The sequence below is a fragment of the Pseudomonas sp. yb_2 genome (assembly GCF_043103905.1).
Lineage (GTDB): Bacteria > Pseudomonadota > Gammaproteobacteria > Pseudomonadales > Pseudomonadaceae > Aquipseudomonas > Aquipseudomonas alloputida.
Window position 1 is genome coordinate 66,882 of the sequence record NZ_JBICKH010000052.1, and the last position, 18,077, is coordinate 84,958.

The 18,077-nt window shown below is 62.3% G+C and carries 11 protein-coding genes; 4 read left to right on the forward strand and 7 right to left on the reverse strand.

Annotation, left to right across the window (positions count from 1 at the left end; all coding sequences use genetic code 11):
• Positions 1 to 8: 8 nt before the first annotated feature.
• From ACF8FB_RS12280 to ACF8FB_RS12300, 5 genes are all read right to left on the reverse strand, one after another.
• Positions 9 to 491 (reverse strand): copper chaperone PCu(A)C, encoded by a 483-nt coding sequence (locus ACF8FB_RS12280; protein WP_010953337.1) that lies wholly within the window; start codon positions 489 to 491, stop codon positions 9 to 11.
• Positions 492 to 1,100: an SCO family protein gene (locus ACF8FB_RS12285; RefSeq protein ID WP_003250418.1), complete on the reverse strand. Its 609-nt coding sequence runs from the start codon at positions 1,098 to 1,100 to the stop codon at positions 492 to 494.
• A gap of 196 nt (positions 1,101 to 1,296) precedes the next feature.
• Positions 1,297 to 1,881 (reverse strand): Fe-S biogenesis protein NfuA, encoded by a 585-nt coding sequence (gene nfuA / locus ACF8FB_RS12290; protein ID WP_003250416.1) that lies wholly within the window; start codon positions 1,879 to 1,881, stop codon positions 1,297 to 1,299.
• Between the two features lie 58 nt (positions 1,882 to 1,939).
• The gene (locus ACF8FB_RS12295; RefSeq protein ID WP_049587590.1) at positions 1,940 to 2,974 is read right to left on the reverse strand and encodes an acyltransferase; all 1,035 of its coding nucleotides are present in this window, start codon (positions 2,972 to 2,974) and stop codon (positions 1,940 to 1,942) included.
• 194 nt (positions 2,975 to 3,168) lie between these two features.
• Positions 3,169 to 5,469: a fatty acid cis/trans isomerase gene (locus ACF8FB_RS12300; protein ID WP_010953334.1), complete on the reverse strand. Its 2,301-nt coding sequence runs from the start codon at positions 5,467 to 5,469 to the stop codon at positions 3,169 to 3,171.
• Between the two features lie 182 nt (positions 5,470 to 5,651).
• On the opposite strand from ACF8FB_RS12300, the gene metH reads away from it, so the two are divergent.
• Together metH and ACF8FB_RS12310 are read left to right on the forward strand one after the other, a co-directional pair.
• Positions 5,652 to 9,359: a methionine synthase gene (gene metH, locus ACF8FB_RS12305; RefSeq protein WP_392511396.1), complete on the forward strand. Its 3,708-nt coding sequence runs from the start codon at positions 5,652 to 5,654 to the stop codon at positions 9,357 to 9,359.
• A 169-nt stretch (positions 9,360 to 9,528) separates the two neighbouring features.
• A complete protein-coding gene (locus ACF8FB_RS12310) occupies positions 9,529 to 9,744 on the forward strand; it encodes a DUF2970 domain-containing protein (protein ID WP_004573790.1) in 216 nt (71 codons plus the stop codon).
• 510 nt (positions 9,745 to 10,254) lie between these two features.
• On the opposite strand, the gene ACF8FB_RS12315 is transcribed toward ACF8FB_RS12310, so the two are convergent.
• Positions 10,255 to 11,331, reverse strand: coding sequence for an ABC transporter substrate-binding protein (locus tag ACF8FB_RS12315; protein ID WP_350297636.1), 1,077 nt, complete (start codon positions 11,329 to 11,331; stop codon positions 10,255 to 10,257).
• Between the two features lie 213 nt (positions 11,332 to 11,544).
• On the opposite strand from ACF8FB_RS12315, the gene ACF8FB_RS12320 reads away from it, so the two are divergent.
• Together ACF8FB_RS12320 and ACF8FB_RS12325 are read left to right on the forward strand one after the other, a co-directional pair.
• Positions 11,545 to 13,197, forward strand: a complete 1,653-nt coding sequence (locus tag ACF8FB_RS12320) for a nitrite/sulfite reductase (RefSeq protein ID WP_010953329.1) — start codon at positions 11,545 to 11,547, stop codon at positions 13,195 to 13,197.
• Positions 13,181 to 13,675 (forward strand): DUF934 domain-containing protein, encoded by a 495-nt coding sequence (locus ACF8FB_RS12325; protein WP_003250391.1) that lies wholly within the window; start codon positions 13,181 to 13,183, stop codon positions 13,673 to 13,675. Before ACF8FB_RS12320 ends, ACF8FB_RS12325 begins: the two co-directional genes overlap by 17 nt.
• A gap of 46 nt (positions 13,676 to 13,721) precedes the next feature.
• Here ACF8FB_RS12325 and ACF8FB_RS12330 read toward each other — a convergent pair whose 3' ends face one another.
• A complete protein-coding gene (locus ACF8FB_RS12330; RefSeq protein WP_392511397.1) occupies positions 13,722 to 17,909 on the reverse strand; it encodes an NEL-type E3 ubiquitin ligase domain-containing protein in 4,188 nt (1,395 codons plus the stop codon).
• Positions 17,910 to 18,077: the final 168 nt, after the last annotated feature.

The window sequence follows — 18,077 nt, forward strand, 5'->3', positions numbered from 1 at the left end:
TTGATCTGTCAGTGGTTCATGTGCATGTGATCATGCCCACCACCCGCGTCGGCGTTGAGCGCACGCACTTGTGCCTGAACTTCCAGGGTTTCCTTGGCGCCCTTGGCATCCTCGATGGTCAGGGTCAGAGGCACTTTGTCACCCTCCTTCACCTGATTGTGCAGGCCCATCAGCATGACATGCAGGCCATTCGGGTCCAGGGTCACTGCCTTGCCGGCTGGCAATTCGATAGCCTTGACCTCACGCATGCCCATCACGTCACCGTTCATGGTCATCTCGTGCACCTGCACGGTCTTGGCCACGGGCGAAGCCACGCCCACCAGCTTGCTGTCGCTGCTGGCAGTCAGGACCATGAAAGCACCGGTGGACTGCTGGTGCGGCACGCTGGCACGCACCCAGGCATCACTCACGGTGGTCTGGGCCAGGGCCGGCAGGGCCAGCCCCATCAGTACCAGGGCAGCCAGACCACGTTTGATCGGTTGCATCGACATTCAGCAGATCTCCATCAGGGTGACCAGATCTTCGGCGCATTCCTTGGCGTTCAGGGAATGGCCCAGGCTCAGGCGCAGGGTGCCACGTGTATCGTAGACGTAGCTGGTGGACGAGTGAGAAATGGTGTAGGTGTCTCCGGCCGGAACCTTCTCGTAAAACACCTTGAATTCCTTGGCCACGGCGGCAATTTCCTCGGGGGTGCCGGTCAGCGCGGTGAACGTCGGGTCGAAGGCCTTGACGTAGGCATCGAGCACCTCGGGCGTGTCGCGCTCCGGGTCCAGGGTGATGAACACCACCTGGAACAGGTCGCGGTCGCGGCCCCTCAGCAGCTTGCGAATCTGCGCCGCCCGCGCCAGCGTGGTCGGGCAGACGGCCGGGCACTGGGTGAAGCCGAAGAAGACCATCGGCATGCTGCCGTAAAAGCTCGACAGGGTGCGCACGTTACCTTGCGGGTCTTTGAGGCTGAACTTGCGCCCGAGGATTTCGTTGCTCATGTTCTTGCCGTACTTGAACTCGAGCCCCCGGGCCGGGCTGCAGCCTGCCAGCAGGCCAAGCCCGAGAACGCCCATGCCGGCGACAACCGCACGCCGGGTCAAAAGATCATTCATGAAACCATCCTTTACAGGGAAGGTGCCGGCCCTCGGGACGGGCCGGTCGAAAAACCGGGGCATTCTGGCATGACACCCAGAGGGGTTCTACCCGACCATGGCGGGGATGGCCTGCAGCCCTTTGAATACGGGCTGCGGCCTGTTGTCGCAGGGGTTGAAACCGTAACACTTTGTTGCTAAGGGAGCCGCCTTCAACTCAGTAGTAGGCGTTTTCTTTCTGGCTGTGGTCAGTCACGTCGCGCACGCCCTTCAGCTCCGGAATACGCTCGAGCAGGGTGCGCTCGATGCCTTCCTTCAGGGTGACATCGGCCTGGCCGCAACCCTGGCAGCCACCACCGAACTGCAGTACGGCAATGCCGTCATCGACCACGTCCACCAGGCTCACCTGGCCGCCATGGCTGGCCAGGCCGGGGTTGATCTCGGTCTGTAGGTAGTAGTTGATACGTTCGTTGATCGGGCTGTCTTCGTTGACCATCGGCACCTTGGCGTTTGGCGCCTTGATGGTCAGCTGGCCACCCATGCGGTCGGTGGCGTAGTCGACCAGCGCGTCTTCCAGGAAGGGTACGCTGACGGCGTCAAGGTAAGCAGTGAAGCTTTTCAGACCCACGGCGGTGTCGTCAGGCTTCTCTTCGCCCGGCTTGCAGTAGGCGATGCACGTCTCGGCGTACTGGGTGCCCGGCTGGGTGATGAAAATGCGAATGCCGATGCCGGGCGTATTCTGCTTGGAGAGCAGATCGGCCAGGTAGTCATGGGCGGCGTCGGTAATGGTTATAGCGCTCATGTAGGTTCCTCACAGACTTGCGGCCAAGTGTACGCCAACCCAGCCTTCGAACAAAGTCCTAGCAATTGACTCGGGAAAGCGCATATTCAGGGGCCGGCCCCCGTTGCGCCGCCAGCCAGGCCTGCATTCGCCGGTACAGGCCGCGCTCCAGCCACTGGTAGCTGAACCACGACATTAGTCCAATGGACGGCACGCACAGGGCAAATGTCAGGAACGGGTTCAGATGCAGGCGCTGACTGGCGAACCAACCGGCATACAGCACCAGCACATGTATCAGGTACACCGAGTAGGAACAGTCGCCAAGGGCCTTGAGCAGCCGATTGCCCTGGAACAGCGGCTCCATGGCCACGAAGGCCAGGACGATCATCGCACTCGGTAACCCCCAGTGCAGCAAGCGCTGGGAAGCGTCCAGACAGTAGATCGCCATGCCCGCCACACCCAGCAACGCCAGCGGCAACCACCGGCCCTGGCGGATCAGCCCGCGGCGGTACAGTACACCGACACCAATGCCCAGCAGAAACTCGTAGATGATGTCGTTGTTGTAGAAGCGGCTGACCACGCCCATGCGCCCCAGTACCTCACTGACCAGCAACAGAGCGGCAGTCACCAGCAGCAGGTGATGCCGTTGGCGTACCAGGAAGGCCAGGCCGAACAGCAGGTAGAAGAACATCTCGAAGTTCAGCGTCCAGCCCACGTTCAGGGTCGGGTACAGGCCATAGCCACCTGGGTTTTCCGCCGGGATGAACAGCAGCGACAGGAACAGGTGCCGCCAGTCAAACGACTGATGTGGCATCCATTGGCTGAATGCCAGTAGCAATATGGCCATCAGGGCTGTGTAGAACCAGTAGGCAGGGACGATGCGCAGCGCCCGATTGAGCAGGAACTGGCGCGGCTCGACGGTTTTGTCGCGGGTCGACAGGTAGATGACCAGCCCACTGATGACGAAGAAGATGTCGACGCCTACGGCGCCACGGTCGGTGAGCAGTTGGCCGATGGGGCCGGTGGCGTGGAAGTCGAAGAAGATCTGCATGAAATGGTGGCAGACCACCACCCAGGCGGCGAACGCCCGCAGTGCCTGAAGCGAATACAGCATGGAATACCCTGCGCTTGGCGGTGCATTGAGGCCCGTATCGAGTGCAGAGGCCAGCGCCAGCCTTGAGAGCAGCGCCGTACCTGTTGTAGGAGCGGGTTCACCCGCGAAGGGCTGCAAAGCAGCCCCCTTTGCAATCGATCAAGACCACCCACCCGTTCCGACCGCAAGGTACTCGGAAAGGTCAGCCAACCCGATCAGAGGTTCTCGTAGCGGTTCATGTCCAGCACGCCCGCCTCGACCGGTTCGGTCTCCTTGATATAGCTGTTCAGGTCATGGAAATAGCGCCAGAAGGCCGGGTGACTGCGGCGCACACCCCAGCGCATGACAATGCGCTCGAACTTCGCCGCGTCATCTTTGGCGTACTCCATGTCCTCGACGAACTCCGGCACATCCTTGGTCGGGATGTTGAAGATGAAGTTCGGGTAGCTGGAGAGCACCCCCGGGTACAGGGTCAGGGTATCCAGCCCCGGCTGATAGCGGTACGCCTCACCCAGCAGGAACGCCACGTTGCTGTGCGCGCGGTTGCGCAGCAGGCTGTACACCTGACGCTGGCCGTCCTGCCCTTCGATACGCAGCATGGTCGCCTCGGGCAACTGGTTGATCACCTTCAGCCCGGCCGCCGGGCGTGACACCAGTCGGCTGAGCGACTGCTCGGCATTGCGGAATTCTTCGCTCATCTGCGGCCGTGAGCAGAACGCGCCCTGGCAGCGGTTGATCGGGTCCGGTGCGGCATTCAGGCTGCCGGTGCGCTGCAGCAGCTTCAGTCCAAAGTCGCGTTTGGGGTTGCGCGGGTCGAGCTTGATGCCACTCGGGGTGTCGGTGTCGATGTCTTCATAATCCATCCACATCTTCACCTTGCCACTGTTCTGGTACCAGTCGCCAAGGATCGCCTTGCGCTGGTCGGCCGGCATCAGGCGCAGGAAGTTGACCTCGGCGCCGTTGCGGATCAGGTCGAAGTACAGGCGCGTCTGCAACTGGTGCGAAACGTTGCCATACACATCGAAGTTGACCGCCAGCTGGTAATACGTGCGCTCGAACAACGGGTAGTCGAACAGCCACACGGTCAGCGGCACATCCCCCACCAGGCCCTTGGTCACCGATGCGCTGTCGAAGTGACGGAAGATGCTCAGCAGCGCATTGTCGTTACCGGCCCACAGCGTCGACCATCTCGGTGCCGGCATTTCGGCATAGGCTTCACGGCGCAGTTTCTCGTAGTCGTTGCGCTTGTCACGATAGGCGTGCCACAGGCTCAGCACACTGCCCACGTCATCGATCTGACCAGGCATGGCCAGCAGCGGGGTAGCCTCGCCGCGGTACTTGGCATCGGTGATGTAGCGATCGAAGGCCGGCTCCTGGAACAGCGCCCAGAAGTTGTCGCGGATCACGTCGGTGGCAATCTGCCCGCGGCACACCGGGCCACGGATGAAGGTGCGCACGAAGTACTCGGCGTTATCCAGCATGAACTGGTAGCGCGCCACCGCCGGGATCGCCTCGAAGGTTTCAAACGGATTGGCCCGGTGGCGCGGGCCGTAGCCCGGAAGCGCGGCAGCATGCCAGTCACCGGCATAGAACAGCTGCTTCACGCGCTTGAGCTTCTGCGGCCCCATCGGGTAGGTGATGTGCGTCTTGTGCACGATCACGCCCTGCACCGGGATCAACCGGTAGTAGAAGTCCGTGCCCGGTGGGTCGTTGGGGCGGCGGGTGGCAATGATATCGACCGGCTTGCCACTTGGCGTGCGCGAGCGCACCCACTGGAAGAAGTGGCCCTGCTCGCCGCCAGCGAAATGGATGTGCGCCAAAAACAGGTGCTCGTACAGCCAGCGTCCCACCAGCGCCTCGGTGGAACCCGGGCGGTTGAGCAGTTCTTCCCACTCTGCGATCTGCCTGGCTTCGGCCGCGCTCGGCTGGATCGGCTGGTACTCCACCGGCGCACCAGCGGCCAGCCAGCGGCGCATGGTGTCATATTCCTTGTCGGTCAGCCCGGTCACCGCCAGCGGCATGCCCTCCTTGGGGTGTGCGCCGGCATAGGCGTCGAATTCATGGGGCAACGGGCACATGTTGTTGCGGCTCAGGCCCAGGACGATCTCTTCGGGCAGCTTGGCGTTGGGCGTAAGCGGGGTCTTGTGGCCCAACTCCAGCATGCGCGCCATCAACGCGGCCTGACCGCCCTGGTTGTCGAGCACCGAGTAGAAGCCCTTCTTGCGCCATTGCTCTTCGCTGTGTGCGTCGTAGAACAGCCGCGTGGTGGGGACTGCCTTGCTCCGCTCGCCCTGGTACACCGGGACCTTGCTGGCCCCGCGTACCGCGCCTTCAGGGCTTTCCAGCTTGAGCTGGCAGGCGGCGTCGTTGCAGGCGTGGCAGGCCACGCACTTCTCGGTGAAGATCGGTTGAATGTCCCGGGTGTAGGAAATAGCCGGGCTCGACTGGGGGGCCTGCCCGAATACCGCGCCGCTGATGAGCAGGGCGAAGGCGCCGGCAAGGATACGATGCACCATGTGCGGAAAGTCCTGGTTCTTGAAAGCCATCACGATTTGTTGCCTGGTCGTCCTGGGTGCTTCGCGCTGCCTCCACCCGCCCAACATGAGCAGTTTTCATGCAAATGGGCGACATGCCTAAAAACCGCGCAGCTTTGTTATGATTCGGCACCTTCTGATATTCGCCCGACCAGGTAGTTCCTATGTCCGACCGCAGCGCTCGTCTCCAAGCACTCCAGAACGCACTCAAAGAGCGCATCCTGATCCTCGACGGCGGCATGGGTACTATGATCCAAAGCTACCGCCTGGAGGAACACGACTATCGTGGCACGCGTTTTGCCGATTGGCCAAGCGATGTGAAGGGTAACAACGACCTTTTGCTGCTCAGCCGCCCGGACGTGATCGCCGCCATCGAGAAGGCCTACCTGGATGCCGGTGCCGATATTCTCGAAACCAACACCTTCAACGCCACGCAGATTTCCCAGGCCGACTACGGCATGGAGTCGCTGGTTTACGAGTTGAACGTCGAAGGCGCGCGCATCGCTCGCCAGGTTGCCGATGCCAAGACCCTGGAGACGCCGGACAAGCCGCGCTTCGTTGCCGGCGTGCTCGGCCCTACCAGCCGAACCTGCTCGATTTCCCCGGACGTCAACGACCCAGGGTTTCGCAACGTCACCTTCGACGAGTTGGTAGAAAACTACATCGAGGCCACCCGCGGCCTGATCGAAGGCGGCGCCGACCTGATCCTGATCGAAACCATCTTCGACACCCTCAACGCCAAGGCGGCGATCTTCGCCGTGCAGCAAGTGTTCGAGGACGACAACGTCGAACTGCCGATCATGATCTCCGGCACCATCACCGACGCCTCCGGTCGTACCCTGTCGGGCCAGACCACCGAAGCGTTCTGGAACTCGGTGCGTCACGCCAAGCCGATTTCCGTGGGCCTGAACTGCGCCCTCGGCGCCAAGGACCTGCGCCCGTATTTGGAAGAGCTGGCCACCAAGGCCGATACCCACGTGTCCGCCCACCCCAACGCCGGCCTGCCGAACGCCTTCGGTGAGTACGACGAAACCCCGGCCGAGATGGCCGCGGTGGTCGAAGAATTCGCCGTCAGCGGCTTCCTCAACATCATTGGCGGCTGCTGCGGCACCACGCCGGGGCACATCCAGGCCATTGCCGAAGCCGTGGCCAAGTACAAGCCGCGCGAGATCCCGGAAATCGCCAAGGCCTGCCGCCTGTCGGGCCTGGAGCCGTTCACCATCGACCGCCAGTCGTTGTTCGTCAACGTCGGTGAGCGCACCAACATCACCGGTTCCGCCAAGTTCGCCCGGCTGATCCGCGAAGAGAATTATACCGAAGCCCTGGAAGTCGCCCTGCAGCAGGTCGAGGCCGGCGCTCAGGTAATCGACATCAACATGGACGAAGGGATGCTCGACTCCCAGGCGGCCATGGTCCGGTTCCTCAACCTGATCGCGGGTGAGCCGGACATTTCGCGCGTACCGATCATGATCGACTCGTCCAAGTGGGAAGTGATCGAAGCCGGCCTCAAGTGCATCCAGGGCAAGGGCATCGTCAACTCCATTTCCATGAAGGAAGGCGTCGAGCAGTTCAAGCACCACGCCCGCCTGTGCAAGCGCTATGGCGCTGCCGTGGTGGTCATGGCCTTCGACGAAGTCGGCCAGGCCGACACTGCCGCGCGCAAGAAGGAAATCTGCCAGCGCAGCTATGACATCCTGGTCAACGAAGTGGGCTTCCCGCCAGAAGACATCATCTTCGACCCGAACATCTTTGCCGTCGCCACCGGTATCGAAGAGCACAACAACTACGCCGTCGACTTCATCGAGGCCTGTGCCTATATCCGCGACCACCTGCCCCACGCCCTGAGCTCAGGTGGCGTGTCCAACGTGTCGTTCTCGTTCCGTGGCAACAACCCGGTGCGTGAAGCGATCCACTCGGTGTTCCTGTATCACGCGATCCAGAACGGCCTGACCATGGGTATCGTCAACGCCGGCCAGCTGGAGATCTACGACGAGATCCCGGCCCAGCTGCGTGAAAAGGTCGAGGACGTGGTGCTCAACCGCACCCCGCATGGCACCGATGCACTGCTGGCCATCGCCGACGACTACAAGGGTGGCGGCGCAACCAAGGAAGTGGAAAACGAAGAGTGGCGCTCGCTGCCGGTGGAAAAACGCCTGGAGCACGCGCTGGTCAAGGGCATCACCGCGTTCATCGTCGAAGACACCGAAGCATGCCGCCAGCAGTGCGCGCGCCCCATCGAAGTGATCGAAGGCCCGCTGATGAACGGCATGAACGTGGTCGGCGACCTGTTCGGCGCGGGTAAAATGTTCCTGCCGCAGGTGGTCAAGTCGGCCCGCGTCATGAAACAGGCCGTTGCTCACCTGATCCCGTTCATCGAAGCCGAAAAAGGCGACAAGCCGGAAGCCAAGGGCAAGATCCTGATGGCCACGGTGAAAGGCGACGTGCACGACATCGGCAAGAACATTGTCGGCGTGGTGCTGGGCTGTAACGGATACGACATCGTCGACCTTGGCGTGATGGTACCGGCGGAGAAGATCCTGCAAACGGCCCGCGAGCAGAAGTGCGACATCATCGGCCTGTCCGGCCTGATTACCCCGTCGCTGGACGAAATGGTCCACGTTGCCCGCGAAATGCAGCGCCAGGGCTTCGAACTGCCGCTGATGATCGGTGGCGCCACCACCTCCAAGGCGCACACTGCAGTCAAGATCGAGCCCAAGTACAGCAACGACGCGGTCGTCTACGTCACCGACGCTTCGCGCGCGGTCGGCGTGGCCACCCAGTTGCTGTCCAAAGAACTCAAGCCAGGCTTCGTCGAGAAGACCCGCCTGGAATACGTGGACGTGCGTGAGCGTACCGCCAACCGCAGCGCCCGCACCGAACGCCTCAGCTACGCCCAGGCGATCGCCGCCAAGCCGCAGTACGACTGGGCCGGCTACCAGCCGACGGCGCCCTCCTTCACCGGCGTCAAGGTGCTGGAGGACATCGATTTGCGCACCCTGGCCGAGTACATCGACTGGACGCCGTTCTTCATCTCCTGGGACCTGGCCGGCAAGTTCCCGCGCATCCTCACCGACGAGGTGGTTGGCGAGGCCGCCACGGCGCTGTACAAGGATGCCCGCGAGATGCTCGACAAGCTGATCGATGAGAAGCTGATCAGCGCTCGCGCGGTATTCGGCTTCTGGCCGGCCAACCAGGTGGACGATGACGACATCGAAGTCTACGGCGAAGACGGCCAGGCACTGGCCACCCTGCATCACCTGCGCCAGCAGACCATCAAGCCGGACGGCAAGCCCAACTGGTCGCTGGCCGACTTCGTCGCACCGAAAGACAGTGGCGTTACCGACTACGTAGGTGGTTTCATCACCACCGCCGGCATCGGTGCCGAGGAAGTGGCCAAGGCTTACCAGGACAAGGGCGACGACTACAGCTCGATCATGGTCAAGGCACTGGCCGACCGCCTGGCCGAAGCCTGTGCCGAATGGCTGCACGAGCAGGTGCGTAAAGAGCACTGGGGCTATGCCCGCGACGAGCACCTGGACAACGAGGCGCTGATCAAGGAACAGTACAGCGGCATCCGCCCTGCGCCGGGCTATCCGGCCTGCCCCGACCACACTGAAAAGGAAACTCTGTTCCGCCTGCTCGATGGCACCGCTATCGGTGAAACCGGGCCGAGCGGGGTGTACCTCACCGAGCACTTCGCGATGTTCCCGGCGGCGGCGGTCAGCGGCTGGTACTTCGCCCACCCGCAGGCGAAGTATTTTGCCGTAGGCAAGGTCGACAAGGACCAGATCGAGCGTTACAGCGCACGCAAAGGCCAGGATATCAGCGTGAGCGAGCGCTGGCTGGCGCCTAACCTGGGGTATGACAGCTAAACGACTGCGCTGGCTTCTTCGCGGGCTTGCCCACACAGGTATGACACAGCCCTCAAGGGCAGTCATTTACCTGTTGGAACGGGTTTCCCCGCGAAGAGGCCGGTACGGGCAACCTCACAACCATTGCCTACACTGTCCCTGATTGCCTCTGATTTCCCCAGGAGCCACCATGGACGATTCCAGCCAGGGCAAACCCCCGACCTTCTGGCAGATGCTGCACAGCATCCTCGCTGCCGCCTTCGGCGTGCAAAGCGGCAAAAACCGCGCACGCGACTTCACCCACGGCAAGGCCAGCCACTTCATTGCGCTGGGGGCGCTGTTCACCCTGGTGTTCATTGCGGTATTGATCGGGCTGGTGCAGTTGGCCCTGCACCTGACCCGCTAACCTGTGCCGGCCTCTTCGCGGGTGAACCCGCGCCTACAGCGGCCTGTCCAACCCCCGACCTGTGTCCACCCTCGTTCAGGCGTAGGAGCGGGTTTACCCGCGAATACGGTAGCGGCGGCAACGGTGAACGGCAGGTGGAAATTGGCCAGCAGGCCCGGCCCTTTCGCGGGTAAACCTGCCCCTACGACGGTCCTGCGCCATTCTCAAGGGATATGTTTTCACCGCGAAGAAGCGGCCACAGGCAATAAGAAAGCGCCTGCGAGATTCCCTCCCGCAGACGCCCCTGCTACATCACGGTCTTGAGTTGCAAGTCACTGGTGGCTGACCCAATACACGGCAGTGACCACCACCAGAACGATCAGGCAGAGGATCGCCCAGGCATCGACACTGCTGTCAGCTTTGCGGACCTTGGTTGAGTTTCCCATTGCATTGCCTCTTGTAGTGGTTATGGGAATGCACTTCACCACCAGCAGTTAAGACGAGCAATGCCCTTCCCTCAAGCAGGGTCATTCAATATTCGACCGGTGACGCCAGAAACGGGTAACGGTACCCGGGCGGCCGCCCTTCGGCACTGTAACGCCGAAAATCGACGCCGTAGTCGTCCCTTTCCAACAGCTTCAGCCAACGCCTGGCCTTGGCCTGATCGATTTCCTGCAATACCGGAATACGGCGTTCGCGCACGCCGTCGCGGTTCAACGCCAGCCCGTGGGCATCATCGTGCAGCATCACCATGGCCCAACCGCCAAGGGTGAAATGCCCACCCATCAGTACGCTCAGGCGCCCATCGATACGCGCGCGCAAGGCTTCGGGCGAGCTGTTGACGGCAGCGAACAGCACGTCACGCCCCGGCGTGTGCCCGGCCTCCTCGAACGCCTGCATGGCACCAAAGGCCATCTGGTCATTAGCCGACCACACCAGCCGGGTGGCCGGGTAACGTTCCAGCAACTGCTTCGCTTGCTCATAGGCGCGCTGGCGGTTCCAGCCGCCGTATACCACTTGCCGCAAGCGCACCTGAGGGAAATCGGCCAGGGCGCGGCGCATGCCCTCAACGCGCAACTGCGAGGCCGGGGTGGTCTTGACCCCGGCAAAAGCCACCAGATCCACCGGCCCTGCGTCGCGAGGCAGCTGCGCGAGCATCAGGTGCAACATCTGGAAGCCTGCCTGCTCGTCGTTGCTCATCAAGGTACCCAGTGGCTCGGCATACTTGTCGGGCTGGCCCTCGATGCTGAGGCGCTGGCTGGCGGTCAGGCCATTGTTGACCAGCAGCAGCTTCACCCCGGTGCCACGCGACAGGCGCAGGATTTCCGGTGCCACGTACTGCTCGTTGACCAGCACCAGGTAATCCGGCCGCTGCGGCGCGCTCAGGATCGCCCGGGCCTGGGTCAGTGTCAGGTCGGCGCGGCGCTCGCTGTATTGCACCTGCAGGTTCATGCCCAGCTCGTCCGCGGCGGCCTGCATGAAGCGGGTATAGCTGGTCCAGAATGTCTCGGTGGACAGCCCCGGGTTGAGGAACACCACCGAAGCCGGTTGCGCATTTGCCACCAGTGGCAAGACAAGGCACAAGCTTTGGCACAGGGCCTTGAGCATGGGGTCACATCTCTGCGAAGCAAACACCGGATTATAAACGCCTGGCGATGCTCAGCGCACAAATGGCAGTCAATCTCACATAGTCCATTTGGTTCTTTTCATATGCAAAAACATCACTTTAGCGCATAACCGCAACCTGCTATCGTTCCCCGGCTCCGTACCGGAGTGCGCGGCCGTGCGCGCGAATAGCTGCATGCCTGAGACAGGACTTTTATGTACGTATACGACGAGTACGATCAGCGGATCATCGAGGACCGCGTCAAGCAGTTCCGTGATCAGACCCGCCGCTACCTGGCCGGTGAGCTGAGCGAAGAAGAATTCCGCCCTCTGCGCCTGCAGAACGGCCTATACATCCAACGTTTCGCGCCGATGCTGCGTGTCGCGGTGCCGTACGGCCAGCTGAACGCCAACCAGGTCCGCACCCTGGCCAAGATCGCTCGCGACTATGACAAGGGCTACGCCCACATTTCCACCCGCCAGAACGTGCAGTTCAACTGGCCGGCGCTGGAAGACATCCCCGACATCCTCGCCGAACTGGCCACCGTGCAGATGCACGCGATCCAGACCAGCGGCAACTGCCTGCGCAATACCACCACCGACCAGTTCGCCGGTGTGGCCGCAGACGAAATCGTCGACCCGCGCCCGTGGTGTGAAATCGTCCGTCAGTGGACCACCTTCCACCCGGAATTCGCCTACCTGCCACGCAAGTTCAAGATCGCCATCAACGGCTCGCAGGAAGACCGCGCCGCCATCGAAGTGCACGACATTGGCCTTGAGCCGGTGCGCAACGCTGCCGGCGAACTGGGCTTCCGTGTGCTGGTAGGTGGTGGCCTGGGCCGTACCCCGGTGGTGGGCTCGTTCATCAACGAGTTCCTGCCGTGGCAGGACCTGATCAGCTACCTCGACGCCATCCTGCGCGTGTACAACCGTTACGGTCGCCGTGACAACAAGTACAAGGCGCGGATCAAGATCCTGGTCAAGGCCCTTACCCCGGAAGTGTTCGCCGAAAAGGTCGAGGCCGAAATGGTCCACCTGCGTGGCGGCACCACCACCCTGACCGAAGCCGAAGTGCAGCGCGTATCGCGCCACTTCGTCGACCCCGAGTACCTCGCACTCGACAACGTCGACTACACCGCCCTGGATGCCGAGCACCCAGGGTTCGCCCGCTGGCGCTCGCGCAACACCCGCGCCCACAAGCGCCCGGGCTACGTGGCTGTGACCCTGTCACTCAAGCCTACCGGTGTTGCCCCGGGCGACGTGACCGACAAGCAGCTGGACGCCGTGGCCGACCTGGCCGAACGCTACAGCTTCGGCTTCCTGCGCACCTCGCACGAGCAGAACATCATCCTCGCCGACGTCGAGCAGCGCCAGTTGCACGCGCTGTGGCTTGAACTGCGCGAGAGCGGCTTCGCCACCCCGAACATCGGCCTGCTGACCGACATCATCTGCTGCCCGGGTGGCGACTACTGCTCGCTGGCCAACGCCAAGTCGATCCCGATTGCCGAGTCCATCCAGCGCCGCTTCGACGACCTGGACTACCTGTTCGACATCGGCGAAATCGACCTGAACATCTCCGGCTGCATGAACGCCTGCGGCCACCACCACGTGGGCCACATCGGCATCCTCGGCGTGGACAAGAAGGGTGAGGAGTTCTACCAGGTGTCGCTGGGCGGCAACGCCGCACGCGGCGCAAGCCTGGGCAAGATCCTTGGCCCGTCCTTCGCGCAGGATGACATGGCCGATGTGATCGAGAAGCTGATCGCCGTGTACGTCGAGCAACGTACCGAGGAAGAGCGTTTCATCGACACCTACCAGCGTATCGGCATCGACCCCTTCAAGGAACGCGTCTATGCAGCGAATCATTAAGAACAACCAGATCGTCGACGAAACCTGGCACCTGCTGCCCAAGGAAACCTCGTTCGACGAGCTGACCAACTGCGACGACTACATCGTGCCGCTGCAAATGTGGCGCGACCATGCCCACGTGCTCAAGGCCCGCGATGGCGGCCTGGGTGTATGGCTGGACAGCGACCAGGAAGCGGAGGAAATCGGTGAAGACGTGCACCACTTCCAGGTCATCGCCCTGAACTTCCCGGCATTCACCGACGGCCGCAGCTACTCCAATGCGCGTCTGCTGCGTGACCGCTACAAGTTCAAGGGCGAACTGCGCGCCATCGGCGATGTGCTGCGCGACCAGCTGTTCTTCATGGCCCGCTGCGGCTTCGACGCATTCGCCATCCGTGCCGACAAGGACCCGGAAGACGCGCTGCAAAGCCTGAAGGACTTCTCGGTGACCTACCAGGCCGCCACCGACGAACCGCTGCCGCTGTTCCGCCGCCGCTGATCGTCCCGCCCCAGCGAACAGCCCGCCTCTCGGCGGGCTGTTTCGTTCACAGGCCGTGGCGCTGGATTGCCTCACGGCTCAACTCAAGCAAAAGCTGCCGTTTCGCGACCTCACGCGCTGCGCAGATATGCTCGACCTGGGCAAAATAGTCGCCATCACTCAGCGTTTTCGATTGTTCGAGCAACGCATCCAGGCGCTGCTGAAAAGGCTCGTCCAGGCGGCTGAAGCGCGCCGCCTGCTGCTCCTGCAGGTAGTCCTGCCAGAAGGTTCGATCTGCCAGCGCCTGCGCCAAGGCTTGTGGCGTTTCCTGCCGCAGCACCTCGCTGCGCGCGGCGTCCAGGTCTTCACGGCCAACTCCACTGAAACTCTCGTACGAAAGATGGCTGGGCTGCACGGGAAGGTCGAGACTATCTGCCAGCCTGACGCGATAGGTCAGGTAAACCTCAACGGGATCGTTCGAGAAGTAATCCGCAATATGCCGCGCGGCAATTGCGTTGACTTTGTCCAGGCGGAACAACGAACGCCCCAGCCTGACCAGCGCCCGCTCCTTCTGTAACCCGGTACCGGCTGTACCGGCCTTGGCGACCAGCGCGCCAACCTCCAGCTCGCTGAGCGTCAGCAGCAACTCGTCACTGCAACTGCGCGGCCGGGCAACTTGCTCGAACAGGCTCGCGCGTACTTCAGCGTGCTGCTCGCAGGCCTCGAGGATATGCCACACCCGGGCCTGCAGGTCGCGCGGTTGTGCGTCGTATTCACGCAGGGCGCGTAAATCAGAGAAAAAGCGGAACAGATCCTGCGCCCCGGCTTCCTGGTTCAAGCGGTTCCAGCTCGCCAATCGCACCTCGCGCTGGGCCGGCGTGAATCCTGACAACCAAGGGGCTGCAGCATTCGGGATCGCAGTGGCATGGGCTACACGTCGCCGCTCAGCGGCCCCGGCCGACGCCCTGGCCAACTGCAAGCGCTGCAGGGTTTCGTCCGAGAGTGGATTGTCGTGCAGCTCCAGGCCCCGCCACAGGCGAAGCGGCACTAAAGACAACGCTTCAGGCAGCGTCTGGATCTGGTTGTCACGCATGTCCAGCAACTCCAGATTACCGTGCCTGGCCAGATCAGCGGGCAGTTCGCCCAGCCCGGTGTTGCGCAAGGACAGCCGGCGCAGCAGGGGGAAAGACGCCAAGGGTGGCAGCAAACCGACCGGGTTGCCGTTGAGCTCCAGGCGGCGCAGTTCCCCAAGCTGGCTCAAACGCAGGTTATCCTCGCTGGAAAGCACGATCTGGTTGCCGCCAAGGCGCAGGGTCCTCAGTTCGGTCAGTTGCTCGATACCTGCGGGAAGGCGCGTCAGCTGGTTGTTCCGCAAGTCCAGGTTGCGTACCTTGCTGAAGCGACCAAGAAAGCCCGCATCAAGGCTCGTCACCTGCATATCGCGCAGGGTCAGGTGCGTGATGTGGTCGAAACTCACATTGTCAGGCAAGGTCGGCAACTCACCCACCCGCTCACCCACGAGGGTCAGGTGGTAGTCACCCGCCACCTCCCCTGGGGTAAAGCGCTGCCAGCTTGCCGTAATGCGCCTGGCAACCTTGAAACGACGCAGGCGGCGAACAATGTTCAGTCCTGCGTCATTTCGCCAGGCTTGCAATGCCTGCTTGAGGCTGACCTTGGCCTGTAGCAGTTGGCTCACATGGTTCCAGGGGTCCACTCCCCGCCAAGCCAGGTCTTGCAGATAGGCCTCCAGCTGCTCACTGCTCATCACCGGATACACGTGGTTCAACGTGCGCCGTAGTGCCTGGCGAGTCCCTGTCAGGTGGCCACTGAGCGGGTAGCCCATCCGCCCATCGAACAACCGTACAGGAGGGCGAATCCCCTGCCCCACACGGGCCAGCCCAATCATTCGGGCCGCCGCTTCACGGTCAGCGAGTGCCTCACGCCCAAGCCGCTCACCCAGTGCGTCATCCGTCATCTGGCTAATACCAAGCAACTGTCGCTGGCGGCTGTCCAGCTGCCGTCTCAACATCTGCAGCAACCCACCCCTGCCCGCGGCAGGCAGCTCAACGTTGACCCCAGCCGACCAAGGGGCGATTGCATCGATCAGGCCCAGCGCGAGCTTACCGGTATCGTCATTTTCTGCGGCGGCCTGGCGCAACCCTGCGCAGGCACGGTCTATCCGGCTGTCGCGTATTGCCCAGCGGGCACGCTCCGCCAAGGCCAGGGGTACCCGGCCTGCACCCGTCAGGCTCTCCATCTCGATGCTGCTGGCCCCCTCGACGATTTCCCGTGCGCAGCGGTGGGAAAGGCCTGGGAAGTCCCGCATCAATACGCGGTCCGCTGCTTGCGGGCTGATCTGTCGCTCGTTGAAGACCTCCTCGAAAGCGTCCCCCCGCAACATCGGGAAATCACGGTGCAATTGCTGGCGTTCGATGGCATCGAGCAAGCGTGCCGGCGCGGGCGCATTTTCCAACAGCAAACGGCGCAGGCAGTCAGCCTCGAAACCGGTGGTCTGCAGCGCTACAGATACCGCCTCATCGGGCACCTGCGCCGTGCGGCTGGCAAGGCGGCGCACCATGTAGGCGGGGTCATGCCAGCGCTGCGGTTGCTCGAACTCATGCACCCATCCCCCGGCACCATTGTGCTCAAGTGCTGGTGAATACGCCCCTGGCCTTGATGGGTGATGAATACGCCATGCGCCATCGTCCCCTTCGCTCACCTCATAGACAGCATCGTGCAGGCGCCTCAGCGAACGGCCAGTTTCATTCACGGCCTGGCCTACCATCAGATCGACGCCCTCACGCTGATAGCCCGACAAGGACGGATCACACAGCCGCAACTGGCCATCGCCCAGGCTTACTGGCACCATGGCATCCACCCGCGCCACTCGCTGTGCCAGCTTGCCAAGTGCCGTCGCTCCGGCCGCCGTCACCGCCGCCATCACGACCGTGTCGGCCACGTTGAACAAGTGGCCCAATGCGGCGTCGCGATCACCCAACTGCCAATCCTGGTAGCCTTCGTACACCTCACCCGCCAGTTGCACCACCGTAAGCCCCAGCAGGGCCTGCCCCAACACAGGCACAAACAGCGCTGCCAGGCCTGCCACGCTCAACCCCAAATCCAGATAGCCCTGCAAACGTGCGCGACGGTCGGCGACATCTTCATCCTCTGTCGAAACCGCCAATACCCGTGCGTCATCCAGCATTTTTTCGATCCGGGCTTGGCGCAGCGCGACGAACACGTCGCCCTCGATCGCAAAACAGCGGCCATCCAGCTCAAGCGGAAGAACAGTATTACCGTGGCTGAGCAGTGCGTTCAGGGCCGCGCAGAAGGCGATGCGATCACGCTCTGCGACGAAGCGCTGGAAGTAGCGCCGATAGGCCTCATTACGCAAGCGTATGCCAAGCGTCATGTACAGCAGCTCCCAGCTGGTGTGCCAACTCACCGGGGCATACGGGTCCTCAGGGAACCACGCGATAACACCAAGCAGGCGGGCGTTCTGACGCACTTCGATCACCAGTGCGCCAATGACCTCCTTCCCCAACAGCCGCAGGGTGTGACACTTCAATACGGTGTTGTCGGCTGGCAGGAAAGACCCTGTGCCCACCACCTGGTTGATCCACTGACAGGTCTGCTCATCGATTTCATCCTTGATCCTTGCGGCGATTGCAGCAAGCGCCAGGTTGGCCCTCAACGCCTCCTCCAGGGTGCTCTCGACGGCCACCCCCTCGCCTTCAAGCTTCGATTGCAAATGGCTTTGATAACGCCTGCCAATATCAATGTCTCTGCAAAGGCGGACAAAGGCTTGCGCACTTAGCGGCAGCAGGTGCCCGCTGGCAGTGACCAACTGCGACCCGGCCGCGAACCAGCCAGGCTGCATTTCCTTTTCGTGGAAGTTATGCAGTGCCGCCGAGAGAAGCGTCTGGGTGCTGACGATGCGTGTTGACGTGCTAGGTAAAGCAGGCGATATCGACGGTTTTGGCTGGAGGGTCACCAACCTGAGCTGAGCCTGGCGCAGGTCTACCTGCTTGATCGAACGGGCCTCGGGCGCACGTTTGAGCAACGACTCGGCGAACTCATCCAAGGGGGTTATGGCCCCTAACCAGGCGTCTACTTGGTCCTGCGCCCGCTGTTGGCGCAAAGCAGCGGCGCGCAGCTCTGTCAGCTCTTGGGCAGACGCGCGCTTGAGCCAGCCTGGCAACTGACGGGCAATCAGCGCATCGATGGAGTCGGCAGGTATTACGGAAGGGGTCATGGGCAGCCTCAACGCTTGATAAAAAAGCGCTAGCTGAACAAGGTTCCAATCCCCTCTGGCCCTATTTATGTAGTGAATGCACAACTTGAAAATGTATTTGTGCCTACAGGTCAAATGACTTTGGCGCCATAGCGGCTTATTCGCTGCCGTTCAAACCTGCACACTGGG